This is a genomic window from Enterovirga sp. CN4-39 (assembly GCF_049446235.1).
GTDB lineage: Bacteria > Pseudomonadota > Alphaproteobacteria > Rhizobiales > Beijerinckiaceae > Enterovirga.
Window position 1 is genome coordinate 1 of sequence record NZ_JBMSEF010000007.1, and the last position, 15,747, is coordinate 15,747.

The 15,747-nt window shown below is 66.4% G+C and carries 17 protein-coding genes; 15 read left to right on the forward strand and 2 right to left on the reverse strand.

All coding sequences use genetic code 11. From position 1 onward, the window contains the following. Window positions 1-343: 343 nt before the first annotated feature. The 3 genes from ACO2SS_RS12990 (at window position 344) to ACO2SS_RS13000 (ending at window position 2,609) form a co-directional block, all read left to right on the forward strand. Complete coding sequence (locus ACO2SS_RS12990) at window positions 344-505, forward strand: DUF559 domain-containing protein (RefSeq protein WP_423278097.1); 162 nt, start codon at window positions 344-346, stop codon at window positions 503-505. A 326-nt stretch (window positions 506-831) separates the two neighbouring features. After that, window positions 832-2,061, forward strand: a complete 1,230-nt coding sequence (locus tag ACO2SS_RS12995) for an HD domain-containing protein (protein ID WP_423278098.1) — start codon at window positions 832-834, stop codon at window positions 2,059-2,061. Beyond that, window positions 2,058-2,609, forward strand: a complete 552-nt coding sequence (locus ACO2SS_RS13000; RefSeq protein WP_423278099.1) for a hypothetical protein — start codon at window positions 2,058-2,060, stop codon at window positions 2,607-2,609. Before ACO2SS_RS12995 ends, ACO2SS_RS13000 begins: the two co-directional genes overlap by 4 nt. 351 nt (window positions 2,610-2,960) lie before the next feature. Here the strand turns inward: ACO2SS_RS13000 and ACO2SS_RS13005 are convergent, their stop codons facing one another. Continuing rightward, window positions 2,961-3,173 (reverse strand): DUF2283 domain-containing protein, encoded by a 213-nt coding sequence (locus ACO2SS_RS13005; protein WP_423278100.1) that lies wholly within the window; start codon window positions 3,171-3,173, stop codon window positions 2,961-2,963. 295 nt (window positions 3,174-3,468) lie between these two features. Here ACO2SS_RS13005 and glyA point away from each other — a divergent pair, with 295 nt between their 5' ends. The 10 genes from glyA to ACO2SS_RS13055 all read left to right on the forward strand — a co-directional run bounded on the left by glyA (window position 3,469) and on the right by ACO2SS_RS13055 (window position 11,374). Continuing rightward, the gene (gene glyA / locus ACO2SS_RS13010) at window positions 3,469-4,773 is read left to right on the forward strand and encodes a serine hydroxymethyltransferase (RefSeq protein ID WP_423278101.1); all 1,305 of its coding nucleotides are present in this window, start codon (window positions 3,469-3,471) and stop codon (window positions 4,771-4,773) included. A 32-nt stretch (window positions 4,774-4,805) separates the two neighbouring features. After that, window positions 4,806-5,312, forward strand: a complete 507-nt coding sequence (nrdR, locus tag ACO2SS_RS13015) for a transcriptional regulator NrdR (RefSeq protein ID WP_423278102.1) — start codon at window positions 4,806-4,808, stop codon at window positions 5,310-5,312. Continuing rightward, window positions 5,309-6,415 carry a bifunctional diaminohydroxyphosphoribosylaminopyrimidine deaminase/5-amino-6-(5-phosphoribosylamino)uracil reductase RibD gene (gene ribD, locus ACO2SS_RS13020; protein ID WP_423278103.1) on the forward strand — a complete coding sequence of 369 codons (1,107 nt, stop codon included), beginning with the start codon at window positions 5,309-5,311 and terminating at the stop codon, window positions 6,413-6,415. The genes nrdR and ribD overlap by 4 nt, the downstream gene beginning before the upstream one ends. Further along, complete coding sequence (locus tag ACO2SS_RS13025; RefSeq protein ID WP_423278104.1) at window positions 6,415-7,044, forward strand: riboflavin synthase; 630 nt, start codon at window positions 6,415-6,417, stop codon at window positions 7,042-7,044. Before ribD ends, ACO2SS_RS13025 begins: the two co-directional genes overlap by 1 nt. A 53-nt stretch (window positions 7,045-7,097) precedes the next feature. Beyond that, window positions 7,098-7,592 (forward strand): 6,7-dimethyl-8-ribityllumazine synthase, encoded by a 495-nt coding sequence (ribH, locus tag ACO2SS_RS13030; protein ID WP_423278105.1) that lies wholly within the window; start codon window positions 7,098-7,100, stop codon window positions 7,590-7,592. Then, window positions 7,585-8,073 carry a transcription antitermination factor NusB gene (gene nusB / locus ACO2SS_RS13035; RefSeq protein ID WP_423278106.1) on the forward strand — a complete coding sequence of 163 codons (489 nt, stop codon included), beginning with the start codon at window positions 7,585-7,587 and terminating at the stop codon, window positions 8,071-8,073. Before ribH ends, nusB begins: the two co-directional genes overlap by 8 nt. Window positions 8,074-8,081: 8 nt before the next feature. Continuing rightward, window positions 8,082-9,086 carry a thiamine-phosphate kinase gene (gene thiL, locus ACO2SS_RS13040; RefSeq protein WP_423278107.1) on the forward strand — a complete coding sequence of 335 codons (1,005 nt, stop codon included), beginning with the start codon at window positions 8,082-8,084 and terminating at the stop codon, window positions 9,084-9,086. 153 nt (window positions 9,087-9,239) lie between these two features. Then, entirely contained in the window at window positions 9,240-9,944 is a 705-nt protein-coding gene (locus tag ACO2SS_RS13045; RefSeq protein WP_423278108.1) for a L,D-transpeptidase, read from the forward strand. A gap of 17 nt (window positions 9,945-9,961) precedes the next feature. Then, a complete protein-coding gene (locus ACO2SS_RS13050) occupies window positions 9,962-10,300 on the forward strand; it encodes a YciI family protein (protein WP_423278109.1) in 339 nt (112 codons plus the stop codon). Between the two features lie 66 nt (window positions 10,301-10,366). After that, complete coding sequence (locus tag ACO2SS_RS13055) at window positions 10,367-11,374, forward strand: hypothetical protein (protein ID WP_423278110.1); 1,008 nt, start codon at window positions 10,367-10,369, stop codon at window positions 11,372-11,374. A 33-nt stretch (window positions 11,375-11,407) separates the two neighbouring features. Here the strand turns inward: ACO2SS_RS13055 and ACO2SS_RS13060 are convergent, their stop codons facing one another. Then, window positions 11,408-12,583 carry a helix-turn-helix transcriptional regulator gene (locus ACO2SS_RS13060; RefSeq protein ID WP_423278111.1) on the reverse strand — a complete coding sequence of 392 codons (1,176 nt, stop codon included), beginning with the start codon at window positions 12,581-12,583 and terminating at the stop codon, window positions 11,408-11,410. A 221-nt stretch (window positions 12,584-12,804) separates the two neighbouring features. On the opposite strand from ACO2SS_RS13060, the gene ACO2SS_RS13065 reads away from it, so the two are divergent. Together ACO2SS_RS13065 and ACO2SS_RS13070 are read left to right on the forward strand one after the other, a co-directional pair. Then, a complete protein-coding gene (locus ACO2SS_RS13065) occupies window positions 12,805-14,103 on the forward strand; it encodes a GNAT family N-acetyltransferase (RefSeq protein WP_423278112.1) in 1,299 nt (432 codons plus the stop codon). Between the two features lie 357 nt (window positions 14,104-14,460). After that, window positions 14,461-15,672: an MFS transporter gene (locus ACO2SS_RS13070; protein ID WP_423278113.1), complete on the forward strand. Its 1,212-nt coding sequence runs from the start codon at window positions 14,461-14,463 to the stop codon at window positions 15,670-15,672. Window positions 15,673-15,747 lie beyond the last annotated feature (75 nt).

Here is a 15,747-nt window from a genome sequence, read left to right on the forward strand (position 1 = left end):
GAGCGGCAGCCGCGCAGGGCGGGGCGGCCGCGGCGGGTGATCCTCCCCCGCGTCCACGCGGGGGAGGGGGACCGGGCAAAGCCCGGTGGAGGGGGCGAGGGGCGCAGCCGGGACGATCCGTGCTCATAACATAGGAATATAAGCCGAAAAGCCGGCATTCGTCAAGGCGCCGCGGGATCCTCCCCCGCACCGAATCTCGGCTGTTGCCGAGATCAGCAATCAGGCATGCGCAACTCGGGCAGGCCCGACATGCGGCGGGGGAGGGGGACCATGCGGCCCCGGCGCAGCCGGGCTGCATGGTGGAGGGGGCCGCTAAGCCCGACCCGAGAGGCCGCTATGCACGGTGCGGAAGAAGCCTTCGCCCGATCCCGCCGCCTCCGCCGCACCATGGCGCTTCCCGTCGGTCCTGCTCTGGCGGGAGTTGCGGCGCGGGGCCATGAACGGCCACGGCTTCCACCGCCAACACCCGATCGGCCGCCATGTGCACGACTTCTACTGCGCATAGGCCCGCCTCGCCGGGGAGGTCGACCGCGCGGCGCACGATCAGCCCGGCTAGGCCGCCCACGACGACCGCCGCGGTTCCTGGCTGGCCGACTAGCACATACGGATGCTGCGTCTGCGGGTCGACGAGGTTGTGAAGCGGGAGGTGGCGCCAATTCCCTGGGCCCGGATTGGGATGGCGTCGAAGTAACGTTCGCGCAGGTTTGACCTGCAGTTTCGGCGCACGTACGGGTGGTGGGTCAAGGCTGACAAGTAGCAGCCCATCACTTGCCAGGTTTGGTGATGTCGAAGCTCACACAGCGGTACTCTGTCCGGGATCCCGTACACGGTATGATCGACTTCAATCCGCTGGAATGGGACATAATAAATTCAAAGCCGTTTCAGCGTCTGAGACGCATCAAGCAACTCGCCTGGACAGATTACATCTACCCAGGAGCAATGCACACACGTTTTGAGCATTCTCTGGGTGTCTGTCATACGGCGACACGGCTGTTTGATAGCATTGTTAGGAAAGATGCTGAACTTCTAAGAAGCGAGCACGGATTCGACGACGCTGGTCTGCTTCGGCAGAAGCAAATCATTCGCTTGGCGGCACTGACACATGATCTCGGTCACGGGCCTCTCTCTCATACCGCAGAGGATTGTCTCCCATTTCAGGGTGGTTCAGAGAAACGCTACACGCATGAGCAGTACTCGGCTGCTATAGTACGTTATGAACTTGCCGACTTGATCGAAAATCATCCATCAAACAAAAATAACTACGGAATAAAGTACTCTGATATCTCTTCGATGTTTGAGGGCGGGCTAGAGCTTGGGCGGTCAATTGTCTGGAAAGAGATCATTGCCGGCCAAATGGATGCTGACCGCATGGATTATCTGTTGCGAGATAGTTACCACAGTGGTGTCACATATGGCCGATATGATCTTGATAGAGTGATAAATACGGTTTGCCTGTGCGAGGATGAAGATGGGTCTGGGCACGTCATCGGCATCGAAGATGACGGAATTCATGCGGTTGAGGGGCTTCTAATCGCAAGGTACATGATGTTTACACAGGTTTATTTTCATAAGACGCGAGTGATTTTCGATTATCATTACGGTGAAGCAGCGCAGCACGTGCTGTCGAGTAAGGGCGGCACATTTCCTGCTCCGACCAAAGACGGAGTGAAGGAGTACCTCGCTTGGGACGACTGGCGGATGCTCTCAGAAATAACAGCTAATCAGAACGATCTAGACTGTAAAGCAATCCGGGCTAGGGATCATCACCGGCTTGTTTATCATACGCCAGAGTGTCCGAGCCTAGATGATCTTGAAGCATTCGAGGTTGCGGAGGAACGCCTAAAAGACTTGGATGTGGTGGTTCGCGATGCCACGAAATCATGGTACAAGTATCAGCGCGAGGAAATCAGACTGCGGGAAGCGAGGAGTGGAAAAATCCGCTCGGTTCCCTTGGCGACTCGATCGCCTGTCGTTAACGGACTTCAAACTGTGAATCAGCGTCGTATCTACGCGGCGCCATCGGCGCGAGGCGAAGCGCTCCGGCGACTGGAGGAATCATGAGCACGGCGGCTCCGGTCGGCATCAGGACTGCGGACAAAATCGCCCTCATCACTCGGCTGTCTGAGCGCTTCGGGGGTGATGGCCAGCTTGGAAAAAAGGCGCTTCAGAAGATTGTTCACCTTCTCGAAGAGGGCTTCAATTTCCGTACCGGGTACAGCTTTTCGCTGTACACTTACGGAGCGTTCAGCCGCGATCTAGCAGGCGACTTGGATATCGCCCGCGGCATCGGCGGCGTGAAGGTCGACTACATCTCGTCTGAAAATCGATACGTGGTCACTGGTGGTCCGGCGGTAGATGCGATTAAGGCGAAAGCTCCGTCTTACCTCTCAGCTCTGGATGGAGAGCTCGACCGCTTCGATGCACTCTTCGGTAAGCCGTCAGTTCGTCAATTGGAACTCGCTTCGACGCTAGTCTTTCTTCTCCGTCGGCGACGTAGCGATCAAGACGACCGTGAGATCGTGGAGCAGCTGGTTCAGCTCAAGCCTAAGTACTCGATCGACGAAGCTGCTCGGGAACTCGATGGCGTCAAACGTCTGATCGCCAGCTGATGCTGGGTTAGGGGGCCTAGCGCGCGCCTGCGAGGAGCTGACGGTCTGCGGCGAACCTGCATCTAGCTGGTCATCATCTGGGGGCGTGCTGCCCCCGGTTCTCCCGTTGCGCACCCCCGTGTTAACCCGCGCGCCTTCCGCGTTGGCCCGAATCCCATAGGCGCATCCCGGTCGGGCGGCTACCAGCCGTTGCACTCGTTCTTTTCCGGCGGCCTCGGCGAGGCCGATCCGGAGATCGCCCGGGCGATCTCGCTGAAGCTCGGGTGGTAGCGCGACGAGATCGAGATGAATCGTCCGTGCACCGCTTAACAGCGGCTGGCTGACGTTCGAGGCGGCCGCGTCGCGCCCGCCTTACTCGGCCGCTTGCGCGTGCGGAAGCGCGGCGGTCTCGACCAGCGACAGATCGAGCTTGCCCGAGGCGTCGTCGATGTCGAACCCGACGACGTTTCCGACCGCGTCGAAGTCGGTGAGGACGCATTCACCGATCTCGCGGGTCTCCGCGCCAGGCCATCCTTGAGCTCGATGTAGAGAGAGTCCGTCTCGGGCTTCGTAGTCCAGTCTCATGGCCCGTTTCCGCTTCGTCTCTCTTCGCGCAAACTGGGGCGCCCCCTCCGTCAGGCGCTGCGCGCCTGCCACCTTCCCCGCAGGCGGGGGAGGATCCAGGGCTCGCTGCCCCGCGAGGGCGGGGTGTCAGGTTCCTCCTCCGCGAGGCGGGGGAGGAGACAGGGCCCCCTCCGGCGCTTCGCGCCACCTCCCCCGCAGGCGGGGGAGGATCCCCCGCCGTTTGCCCCGCCCGCACCCCCCGTGCTAACCCGCGCGCATTCCGCGTAGGCCCTGATCCCGCGAAGGCCCGAGTCCCATGAGCGCATCCCCGTCCGGCAGCTACCAGCTGTCGAATTCGTTCTTTTCCGCCGGCCTCGCCGATGCCGATTCGGAGATCGCCCGGGCGATCGCGCTGGAGCTCGGGCGGCAGCGGGACGAGATCGAGCTGATCGCCTCGGAAAACATCGTCAGCCGCGCCGTGCTCGAGGCGCAGGGCTCGGTGATGACCAACAAGTACGCGGAGGGCTATCCGGGCCGGCGCTATTACGGCGGCTGCCAGTTCGTGGACATCGCCGAGCAGCTCGCGATCGAGCGGGCCTGCCGGCTCTTCGATTGCGGCTTCGCCAACGTGCAGCCGAATTCGGGAAGCCAGGCCAACCAGGCCGTGTTCATGGCCACCATGAAGCCGGGCGAGACCTTCATGGGGCTCGACCTCGCCTGCGGCGGGCACCTGACGCATGGCGCGCCCGTGAACATGAGCGGCAAGTGGTTCAACGTCGTGTCCTACAAGGTGCGCGAGGACGACGAGACGATCGACATGGACGAGGTGGCGCGCCTCGCGCGCGAGCACCGGCCGAAGGTGATCGTGGCGGGCGGGTCGGCCTATTCGCGGGTGTGGGATTTCGCGCGGTTCCGCGAGGTCGCGGACGAGGTGGGCGCGATCTTCATGGTGGACATGGCGCATTTCGCCGGGCTCGTGGCGGGCGGGGCGCATCCCTCGCCCTTCCCGCATGCGCATGTGGCGACGACCACCACGCACAAGACGCTGCGCGGGCCGCGCGGCGGCATGATCCTGACGAACGACGAGGCGCTGGCGAAGAAGATCAACTCCGCCATCTTCCCCGGGCTGCAGGGCGGGCCGCTGATGCACGTCATCGCCGCGAAGGCCGTGGCCTTCGCCGAGGCGCTGCGGCCGGAGTTCAAGCTCTACGCGAAGGCCGTGGTGGAGAACGCGAAGGCGCTTGCGGATTCGCTCTCCTCGGCCGGGTACAAGATCGTCGCCGGCGGGACGGACAACCACCTGATGCTGGTGGACCTGCGCTCCAAAGGCCTCACCGGAAAAGCCGCAGAAGCAACCCTAGGTTGTGCACATCTCACCGTCAATAAAAATGGGGTCCCTTTTGACCCCGCGAAGCCGACGGTGACCTCCGGCATCCGGGTCGGCACCCCCGCCTGCACCACGCGCGGCTTCGGCGTGGCCGAGTTCAGGCAGGTCGGCGGGATGATCGTCGAGGTGCTGGACGGCCTGAAGGCGAATGGCGAGGGGAACAACGGCGCCGTCGAGGCGGCCGTTGCCGAGCGCGCCCGCGAGCTGACCCGCCGGTTCCCGATCTACGGCTGACGCGCGCCGCGAGAGCGGGACGAGCCCCCGACATGCGCTGCCCCTACTGCGGAAGCCTCGACAGCCAAGTCAAAGATTCCCGCCCGACCGAGGACTCCGCCGCCATCCGGCGGCGGCGGGTCTGCCCGGATTGTGGCGGCCGGTTCACGACCTTCGAGCGCGTGCAGCTGCGCGATCTGACCGTGGTCAAGCGCTCCGGCCGCAAGGTCGCCTTCGAGCGCGACAAGCTGCAGCGCTCCGTCGAGATCGCGCTCCGGAAGCGGCCGATCGAGCCTGAGCGGATCGAGCGGCTGATCAACGGCATCGTGCGCCAGCTCGAAAGCTCGGGCGAGCCCGAGATCGCGAGCGAGACGATCGGGGAGTTGGTGATGGAAGGGCTGCGCACGCTCGATGCCGTCGCCTATGTCAGGTATGCCAGCGTCTACCGGGACTTCCGCGACGCCCACGATTTCTCGGAGCTGATCGGCCGGCTGGATTCCGAAGAGAAGGCGCAGGCCGAGGCCGACGAGAGCCGGCCTCTCGAGCGCAGCGGGGCGTGACCACTTCGGCTTCCGACGAGCGCTTCATGCGGCTTGCCCTGGCGCTCGGCTACCGGAACCTCGGCCGCACCTGGCCGAACCCCTCGGTCGGTGCGGTGCTGGTCGATCCCTCGGACGGTCGGATCGTCTCGGCCGGCGTGACGCAGCCGGGAGGGCGCCCTCATGCGGAGCGCGTCGCGCTGGCGGAGGCCGGCGAAGCGGCCCGCGGCAAGACGCTGTATGTCTCGCTGGAACCATGCTCGCACCACGGCAGGACGCCGCCCTGCGCCGAGGCCGTGATCGCATCAGGTGTCGGCCGCTTGGTCACCTCCCTCGAGGATGCGGACCGGCGGGTCGCGGGCCGGGGCCACGCGATGATCTGCGAGGCCGGGATCGCGCTCGCGACTGGAATTCTCTCGGCGGAGGCGGCTCGCGATCACCGGGGACACTTCACTCGCGCCCGCGAGGGCAGGCCGGCGGTCATCCTCAAGCTCGCCCGGACCGCTGACGGCTTTGCTGCCGCGGGTACGGCCCGCCTCATGATCACGGGCGAGGGGGCGAACCGGCGCACCCACATGCTCCGCGCCCATGCGGATGCTGTCCTGGTGGGTGTTTCGACGATCCTTGCCGACGATCCCGGCCTGGATGTGCGCCTGCCCGGCATGGAGGCGCGCTCGCCCGTCCGGGTCGTGGCGGACAGCCACCTCAGGACGCCGCTCGGCTCCAGGCTGGTGGAAACCGCCGAGGACAGGAAGACCTTCATTCTCTGCGGACCCGAGGCGGATCGTGCGGCGGAGGAGCGGCTGGAGGCGCGTGGCGTGACGGTGCTGCGTGTGCCGGCCCTTGATGGCGGCAAGCTCGAGCTCAGGTCGGCTCTCCGGCGTCTGGGCGAGGTCGGGCTCACCCGCATCCTGTGCGAGGGCGGGCCGACCCTTGCCGATGCGCTGGCGCGGGACGATCTCCTCGACGAGGCCGTCGTGATCACGAACGAGCGCCCGCTCGGCGCACGGGGGCTGGAGGCTGTCGGCCCGCATCTGTCCGCGGCACTGGCGGCCAAGTTCCGGACCCTGTCGGACGAGCCGGTCGGCCCCGACCGGATCCGGCATCTCGAAAGGGCGATTTGATGTTCACGGGTCTCGTCAGCGATGTCGGGCGGATCGTCGCGGCGTCGGCCGGCGACAAGCTCCGCCGCTTCCGCATCGCGTCGGCCTACGATCCGGCCTCCATCGCGCTGGGTGCCTCGATCGCCTGCTCGGGCCCCTGCCTCACCGCGGTGGGCTCGGGTCCCCGCGAGGGGGGCTCCTGGTTCGACGTCGACGTCGCGGCGGAGACGCTCGCCCGGACGAATGCAGCAGGCTGGGGTGAGGGGACACGGCTCAACCTCGAGCGCTCGCTCAAGATCGGCGACGAACTCGGTGGGCATATCGTGACCGGGCATGTGGACGGCGTGGCAGAGATCGCAGCGCGCGAGGAGGTGACGGGCGGCGGCAAAGGGGGGCCGACGGCGCGCTTCGTTCTGCGAGCGCCGGCGGAGCTCATGCGCTTCATCGCCGAGAAGGGCTCCATCACCCTGGACGGGACGTCGCTGACGGTGAACGCGGTCGAGGGCGACACCTTCTCTGTCCTCCTCATCCCGCATACCCTGGCGGTGACGACCTGGGGGGATCGCCGCGCCGGCGACCGGGTCAATCTCGAGGTCGATCTCATGGCGCGCTATGCCGCACGCCTTGTCGAGGCGGGGCAGGGCAGGTAGTCAGCCCCACCTGCCGCGTCTCCGTCCGAGCCGGGCAGCTTTCGCTGGACAAGATGATTACAGAGACAAGAACTCAGGGACGCGAACCGGTCCCGGGCGCACGCGTTCTCATCGTCGAGGCGCGCTACTACGACGGCATTGCCGATGAGCTCCTGGCAGGTGCCTGCGCGGCGCTCGAAGCCGCCTCGGCGGCCTTCGACATCCTCACGGTCGATGGCGCCCTCGAGATCCCCGCCATGATCGCGCTTGCGACGGATGCCGCACGGGCGGCGGACAGGCCCTACGACGCGGCGATAGCCCTCGGCTGCGTGATCCGGGGCGAGACGGGCCACTACGACATCGTGGCGGGCGAGAGCGCCCGCGCCCTCATGGATCTGTCGGTTCATGAGCGCCTGCCGCTCGGAAACGGCATCCTTACGGTGGAGAATGAGGACCAGGCCTGGGCCCGGGCGCGCGTTTCCGAGATGAACAAGGGCGGCGGCGCGGCCGAGGCTGCGCTCAGCGTCCTGCGGCATGTCCGCCGCATGAAGGATGGCGCCAATGGCTAAGCCGGCCGAGCGCAGCGCCGCTAGGCTCGCGGCCGTCCAGGCGCTGTATCAGATGGACGTTGCTGGCAAAGGCGTCCTCGATGCCATGGCCGAGTTCGAGGCCTTCTGGATCGGCCGCGAGGTCGAGGGTGTCAGCTTCAAGCCCGCCGAGAACAGGTTTTTCCGCGACATCCTGCGCGGCACCGTCAGCGAGCAGGTCGCGGTGGACCAACTGGTCGACAAGGCCCTTGCGACCGGCTGGCCACTGGCGCGCGTCGAGGCCGTGCTGCGCGCGATCCTGCGGGCGGGCGCCTACGAGCTCCGCTTCCGGAAGGACGTGCCCGCGCGCGTCGCCATCTCGGAATATGTCGACGTGGCGCACGACTTCCACAGCGGCGACGAGCCGGGCCTCGTGAACGCCGTTCTGGACGCCATCGCCCGGGAGGTCCGCGAGGACGAGATGAAGGATCGCGCCCGCGGTCCGTCGCGCCCGCGAGGCTGAGCGGCGCGGTGGCCCGCCCTGGCGAGGACGAACTGATCGCCCGCTATTTCGGGCCGCTGGCCGGCCCCGGGGCGCTGGACCTCAAGGACGATACAGCCCTCCTGTCCCCGCCTGCCGGGCACGACCTCGTCCTTACGGCCGATGCCGTCGTCGCTGGGGTGCATTTCCTGCCTGACGACGCGCCGGACACGATCGGCCACAAGGCGCTCGGCGTAAATCTCTCCGACCTCGCGGCGAAAGGCGCCGATCCGCTCGGCTTTCTCCTGACGCTCGCGCTTCCGGCGGATTGGACCGAGGACTGGCTCGCGGGGTTCTGTGCGGGGCTCGGCGCGATGGCGGGCGAGCTCGGCTGTCCTCTCCTCGGCGGCGACACCGTTAAGACGCCTGGCCCCCTCTCCATCTCGGTTACGGCGCTTGGGTCGGTCCCGGCCGGCACCATGGTCCGGCGAACGAATGCAGGCGCGGGCGAGGCCGTCTGCGTGACCGGCACGATCGGGGACGCGGCGCTCGGCCTCGAACTGGCGCGCGCCGATGCCGGCCTGGCCGCGGCGGAGCCGGCCTGGGCGGGGGCACTGTCGGATGGGGACCGGGCCTACCTCCTCGACCGCTACCGTCGCCCGCGCCCCCGCACCGCGCTCGCGGCTTCGCTCCGCCGCCACGCGAGGGCCGCCATGGACGTCTCCGACGGCCTCGCGGGGGACCTCGCGAAAATGCTGCGGGCGAGCGGCGTATCAGGCACGCTGGAACTCGACCGGGTGCCGCTCTCGCCCGCCGCCCGCGCCGCCCTCTCGGCCGCGCCGGATCTCCTGCCGAGGCTCGTCTCCGGCGGCGACGATTACGAGATACTCCTCACGGCCTTGCCGGACAGGCTCGACATAATCGCCCGCGACGCGGCGGCGCTCGGGCTGGGATTCGCCGTGCTCGGGGAGGTGAGGAGCGGGACGGAGCCGCTGGCGATCCTGCGCGACGGGGCGCCTTACGGTCTGGTCGACGGGTCGTTCCAGCACTTCTGACCGTGGCGCCGCCGATACACTTTTGGCAGCAATTCACGTGTAATCTCTCGCCGGGTCGAGCCGCCTGACTGCGCCTCGCGCCCGGAAAGGACTTTTAACGGGCGGATGCGAAGGTCATCGCTCGCCCGCAACCAGGATTGGAAAGTCCGGCACATGATGAAGGACGGTACAGCCAGCTCTCTCGGCGAGATGGACGAGACGGCTTCACCTGGGCGCAAGCAGGGCCTGATCGGGCGCCGGTCGTTCCTGTTCGGCTCGGGAAGTCTGGCCGCGCTGGGGCTCGCGGGCTGCCAGACCGACGGCATGAGCCTCGCCGAGGCGAGGAAGCTCTACGGGCCGGTGCCGGAGGAGAAGTTCCCGATCCCGGCTGCCGATATCAGCAAGGTCGACCCGAAATACTACCGCCAGACGGTCGCCTACGACACCAAGGAGGCTCCGGGTACGATCATCGTCGATCCCGCCAACTACTACGTCTACCGCATCGAGGGCGACGGAGCCGCCACCCGCTACGGCGCCAATGTTGGCCGTGACGGGTTCCGGTGGAGCGGGCACGCCTATGTCGGGCGGAAATCCGAATGGGCGACCTGGACGCCGCCGAGGGAGATGATCAAGCGCCAGCCCGAGGCGGCCAAATGGGCGCGCGGCATGCCCGGCGGCCTCGACAACCCGCTCGGCGCCCGCACGCTCCATCTCTACCAGAACGGCGCCTACACGCTGTACACGATCTACGCCTCGAGCGATCCCGAATCGATCGGCTCGGGCGTGACGAGCGGCTGTGTCGGCCTGCTGAGCCAGGACATGATCCACCTCTACAAGCAGACGCCGGTCAAGACGAAGGTGGTCGTCCTGCCGGCCTGAGCGGCAGGGCCAGCGACATGGCCAAGTACCTCATCTCGTTCCCGAGCGCGGCGATGGTGGTCGCGCAGGAGGAACTCCCACTCGTCGCAGCCGCGGCTCATGCGGTAATCGAAGAGGCCAAGGCGGCCGGGGTCTATGTCTTCGGCGGCGGGATCGATGAAAGCGTCGATCCCGTGCTGGTCTCCGCCGACGGAGCGGTGTCGTCGGGGACCTACCCGGGCAGCCGGCTCGACGGCGGCTTCACTGTCCTCGAAGTGCCGACGCGCGAGGACGCGATCGCTTGGGCGCAGAAGATCGCAATCGCCTGCCGCTGCGCGCAGGAACTCCGCGTCTTCGGCTACGACCCGGCGAGCTAGGGCCAGGCACCCGAGGCGTCGCAGCCTGGATTGACGAAGCCGGACAAGGATTATAATCCTTGGTCCATGACGGCAACAAGCGATCCCGCCGACCAGACCGCACAATCCTCGCCACCCCTCCGCGAGCCGTGCCGGCGCGGGCGACCCTATCGGGCCGAGGTGGTGGAGGCCGTCCGCGCGCTTCTCGGCACGGAGCTGCGCTTCGCCGAGATCGCCGCCCGGACCGGTATCGGGGAGGCGACGGTCGGGCGCTGGTCGCGCCAGTTCCGCTTCGCGGACGGGGAGGGTGGCCGCGCGCCGGGATCCCTCTCCGCAGGGGAGGGTCGAGTCGCGCGAAGCGCGAACCGGGGTGGGGAGCCGCTTGCCGCGTGTCCCCCTCCGTCAGGCGCTCCGCGCCTGCCACCTCCCCCTTCGGGGGAGGAGAAGGCCCACGTGGAGGGAAGGCGCCGCGGCCGCCACCCGCCCGAAACGCGCGAGGCGGCGCGCAAGATGGTCGAGGGCACCCAATTCGGCCTGGAGCGGATCGCGCTCGAACTCGGAATCGGCACGGCGACCCTGGCGCGCTGGGTGAAGCGCGGACGCTGGGCGCGGCCGCCTGGACCGGGGCATATCAGGCCGCCCCGCTCCCGCATCCGGCGCGGTCGGCCCTATCTGGCGGATGGGGTCGAACTCGCGCGCGATCTCGCGACCGGCACCCTCCTGTCCCAGAAGCGCATCGCCGCCCAGGCCGGCGTGAGCCAGGCGACGATCTCGAACTGGATCCGGAAGCGGGGCTGGACGCGGCCCAGCCCGCGGCCCGGCAGGCGGCGCTTCGCAGCAAGAGCCCGGACGGCGCCGCTCGCCGAAACCGGAAGCCGGCGTGGCAAGCCCTACGCGCCCGAGATCGTCGCGGAAGCGCGGCGGCTGTTCGTCCAGACCGAGCTGCCGACGCTGATCATCGCCTCTCGGCTGTGGGTCACGCCCGTCACGGTGGCGCGCTGGGCGAGGGAGGGCGGCTGGACCCGCCCGCGCGACCTACCCGAACCCGACGGAAGCCGTCGGCGTCGTCGGCGGCGCCGGCGCAGAGTGTTGTAGGCTGCCGTCCCGCGGAGTTCGGCAGCGCGGAGTTCAGCAGCCGATGCCGCCCCGAGGCGAGCATCTGTGCTTGCCCTTGTGGGGGTCAGATTCTCCCAGCATTGCCGGCGGTCGCTGACGGGCGACGCGGGTCAGGAGCGAGAGGAGCTCAGCCTGATTCCGAGTGCCCGTCTTTGCGAGAATTGACTTCAGATATGTACGAGCTGTTTCGTACGACACTCCCACCTCTTTGGCGGCGAGAGGAAGCTGGAAGGCTCCGGACAGAGAAACGGCGAGGCGCGCCTCTGCTTCGGTCAGATCGAATAATAGCCGAAGCGTTTCTCTCGCCGGCGCGCAGCGCTCGTCGGGGTCCGTGACAAATACGATGGCCCTTCCCGGAGCGAAGAAGTCCGAGCCCGCCCCCCTCAGCGACTGCGCCTGCAGGATCAAAGGCCGGCGTCCCGGTCGTGGCACAGCGACAGGAGAGAGAGAGGGTGCATCCGGGTAGATCGGGGACCACAGGACGGCCGCCACGTGGCGACGTATGGCGGCGCTAACGCCAGCCTCGCGTGGCGCTAGCAATTCGCCCCTGGCGATCGCCAGGTCCTGGCCCAGGATCAACTCTGCGCGGCGGTTGGCGCGAGTGACGTGACCGGCTCGATCGAGCAAGAGGCTGGCGCAGCCCACGGCTTCAAGGACGTCCGTCAAACCGGCAAGTCGGGCAGCGCTGATTCTTCTTCCCAAGGTCGCGGCTCGCGAGAGCGGTGCGGCGAGTCTGCGCAGCCCAAGCTGCTCGTCCCTCGTGAAAAAACCCTGCTCTTCCGTGCGTTGGAAGGCCAGGCACCAGACATCCTCGTCCGCCCGGACGGCTACCCCGCTGAACCAGCGCAGCCCGAAAGGGGCAAGCAACTCCTGATAGTACGGCTCCTTCCGCATTTGCGCTTCCGTCGTGAAATCCTGCTCCACGACGACACCGGTCCGGCTAAGCTTGGGTATCCCGCGAATACGAAAGTCCCGCTCCGCCCAACCACCGCGAAAGTAGCTGTCGGCGAGTTCCGAGAGGCTGTCGGAGTGCGGCGTCCCCGGAACGCGACCTTCCAACGGTAGCATCGTCGCACCGTATGCTCCCGCCGATCTGCAGATTTCGCCGAGTGCCAGCGACCAGGCCCCGGGATCCGTCGCAGCCTCGAGTACCAATGCCTCTGCGCGCCTGACTGCGTCGTCCATCATGCGGAACGGCCTCCCAAATCCGCAGCACTGTCCCGCAGCGCGGTTGGGTCGCCCCCGATCTCACCCGATTGGGGGGTGTGAGACACTACACTCGATGTTACTTGCGATCAAAGAGGTGCGAGGAGCCAATGCAAGGATAGTAAGATACATACATAGTCTTGACCTTGCGTTTCCTCCTGCATCGCGGAATTCGCCACGCTTGCTTCGAGTAAGGATCGAAGATGGCCGTTCTCTTTGCTGAAAAGATGCGGCGCGTTGCGCTTGCAGGTGCTGGCGAACGCAGGTTGGTCGCTCCCGCGAGGAAGGATGGTCGCCACAAGTCCGGTTCTCTGGATGTCGAGGTCGCCGGCCCCGAGCGATATCTGAAGTTCGAGAGTGAGTGGCGCGATCTTGTAAGCCGGGCATGGACCCCGAACGTCTTTATGGAGCCAGCCGTGGTCGCGGCTGCCGAGAGCGAAGCGGCCTCGACGCACACGCTGCTCGTTTGGGCTACCGAAAGCGACGGACGCCGACGGCTCGTCGGGGTGTGGGCCTTTGCGGTCGCCCCTGCAGCTCCTTGGTTTCCGATGAGACTTCTGCGGTCACCCCTCAACCGCCATTCTCACCTTGGAACTCCTGTGGTCGACCGAACCCTCGCGCGCGAGGTCATCTCGGCCATGGTCGAGGAATTTCAAAGGAACGCCAATCTGCCTAGCGTGATCGATGCAAGCGACTTCGAGGACGGCCTCCTCCTTGAACTGCTTCTGGGCTCAGTCAGGACGCGCCAACTCCCGTGGCTGTTACTCGATACCCGCCGGAGACCGAGGCTGGATTGCGAGTTCGACCCCGCATCTTACCTTTCAAAGCAACTCTCGCGCTCTCGACTGAAAAGGATCGCGCGCCTCAGGCGGCGACTGGAGGAACTTGGTCGCCTCGAGTACGAGATAGTGGAAGAGCCTGATGCGGTGTGCGCGGCTTTCGAGAAGTTCCTGGCCCTCGAAAGCGCGGGGTGGAAGTCAAGTCGGATCAGGCGTGGGCATGCGTTCCTCCTCCGCCCGCAATGGGCGCGCGTCGCTCGAGACATGATCGCCGGATTGGCCAAGGAGAGACTGGTTTCGATCCACATCTTGAAACTCTCCGGAAGAGAGATCGTGATGGACGTCCTGCTGCGCTCCGGGGCCGAGGCTTATACTTGGAGAACCGCCTTCGATGAGACGCTGCGGTCATACGGACCGGGGCTGGTGATGCTGCAGGATTACACGAAATTCCTGCTGGGCAATCCGACGCTGGCAGTCGTCGATTCCTGTAATCGCCGAGATACCGGCATAATGGCGGAGTTCTGGGCAGAGCGCCGGGCGGTGAAGGATGTTCTGCTCTGTACCGGCCGAAATCCCTTCGTGTTCTCGATAGTCGCCGTTGTGGCGCGGGTGCGATACTTGATTCGAGGCAAACTCAGAAGTGTACGCGACAAGGTTCTGCTGACAGTACTCGGCGTGCAGGGCGTCTTCTCGATCTCGACCCACGTCATCCTCGCAGCTTAGGCGAGCCTACCGGATGGTCCTCGTGGACGGGGAGAACCGAATGGTTGGCTCGTAGGCCGAAGAGATTGTCCGGGTCAGCTTATAATCCCGCCGGGAGCCGAAAAGCAGGGTATCGACGAGCCCGATCGGAGCCTGCCTGATGGCGGCCCCGGACGAAGCCTCCCCACCGATTTCGCCGGCCGTTTCCGTCCCCCATTGGGCAGCGCCTTCGTCCGACTGAGCAGGGTTGCTACGCGAGCACAGGAGGGTTGTTTCAGGTAGAACAAACTTCTCTCTCGCGACCATTGCGTGGAACGTTTTCGCCGCGTATCGGCCGGTTGCACATTTTTCGGCCGCTTCCGAGGCACGCGAATCGTGATGACCGATGACGAGGTGGCCCGCCACAATGCGAAGGTGCTCTTTTGCGCGCAGGCGCTCGGGGGCGCGAGCCCGGCGATCGTCATCTCGCTCGGCGGGCTCGTAGGGCAGGCGATCGCGCCGGATCCGACCTACGCCACCGTCCCCGTCAGCCTGCTCCAGCTCGGCATCGCGGCCGGCACCATCCCGGCGGCGCTCGCCATGCGCCGCTTCGGCCGGCGCGGCGGCTATATGGTCGGCACGACTATCGGCATGGTGGCCGGCTCGATCGCGGCGATCGGGGCGACGCGCGGAAGCTTCCTCCTCTTCTGCCTCGGCACATTCCTGGCCGGGTTCTACTCGGCCTATGTCCAGAGCTATCGCTTTGCGGCGACGGACGTCGCATCGGTTGCGTTCCGGGCACGCGCCATCGCATGGGTCATGGCCGGAGGCGTGGTTGCCGGCATCGTCGGCCCGCAGACTGTCATCTGGACGCGCGATCTCCTGCCCGGCTCGCCCTTCGCGGGCGGCTTCCTGGGCCAGGCCGGCCTCGCACTTCTGTCCTTCGGCGTAGTCGCCTTCCTGCGCAGCGCGCCGGCAGCGGTCACGGTTCCCGGGCAGGGTGGGGGCGGACGGCCGCTCGGCGAGATATTCGCCCAGCCGCGCTTCCTGCTCGCGGTCCTGGCCGGGCTCGTCTCGTACGGGCTCATGAGCTTCGTGATGACGGCCGCGCCGCTCGCGATGGTCGGCGAATGCGGCCACTCGCTCGCCAGCGCCACGCTCGGGATTCAGTGGCATATCCTGGCCATGTACGGTCCGAGCTTCTTCACGGCGCACCTGATGGACCGGTTCGGGCGGGTGCAGGTGGTGATCGCAGGCCTCCTCCTGATCGCGGCGGCGGCCCTGGTTGGCGTCGCCGGCACCTCCGTCGCGCATTTCTGGATCGCCCTGATTCTTCTCGGGATCGGCTGGAACTTCGGGTTCGTCGGAGCGACCGCACTGATTGCGGAAGGCGCGCGGCCCGAGGAGCGCACGAAGACCCAGGCCATGAACGACTTCCTGGTCTTCGGCTCGGTTGCGGCCGCATCCTTCTCGTCGGGAAGTCTGGTCAATGCCGGCGGCTGGGCGATGCTGAACTGGCTCGTGCTGCCTGTCGTGGCCATGACTTTGGCGGCGCTCATCTGGGGCATGCGGCGTCGCATTTTCACCACACCCGAGCCCGCTCTCACCTGAAGGTCCGAATTGCCCGTGAGGCGAAAGTTTGGCAGCTTAAGCTTCTCTTCTTGCCACAAGAGGGCGGACAGCCGC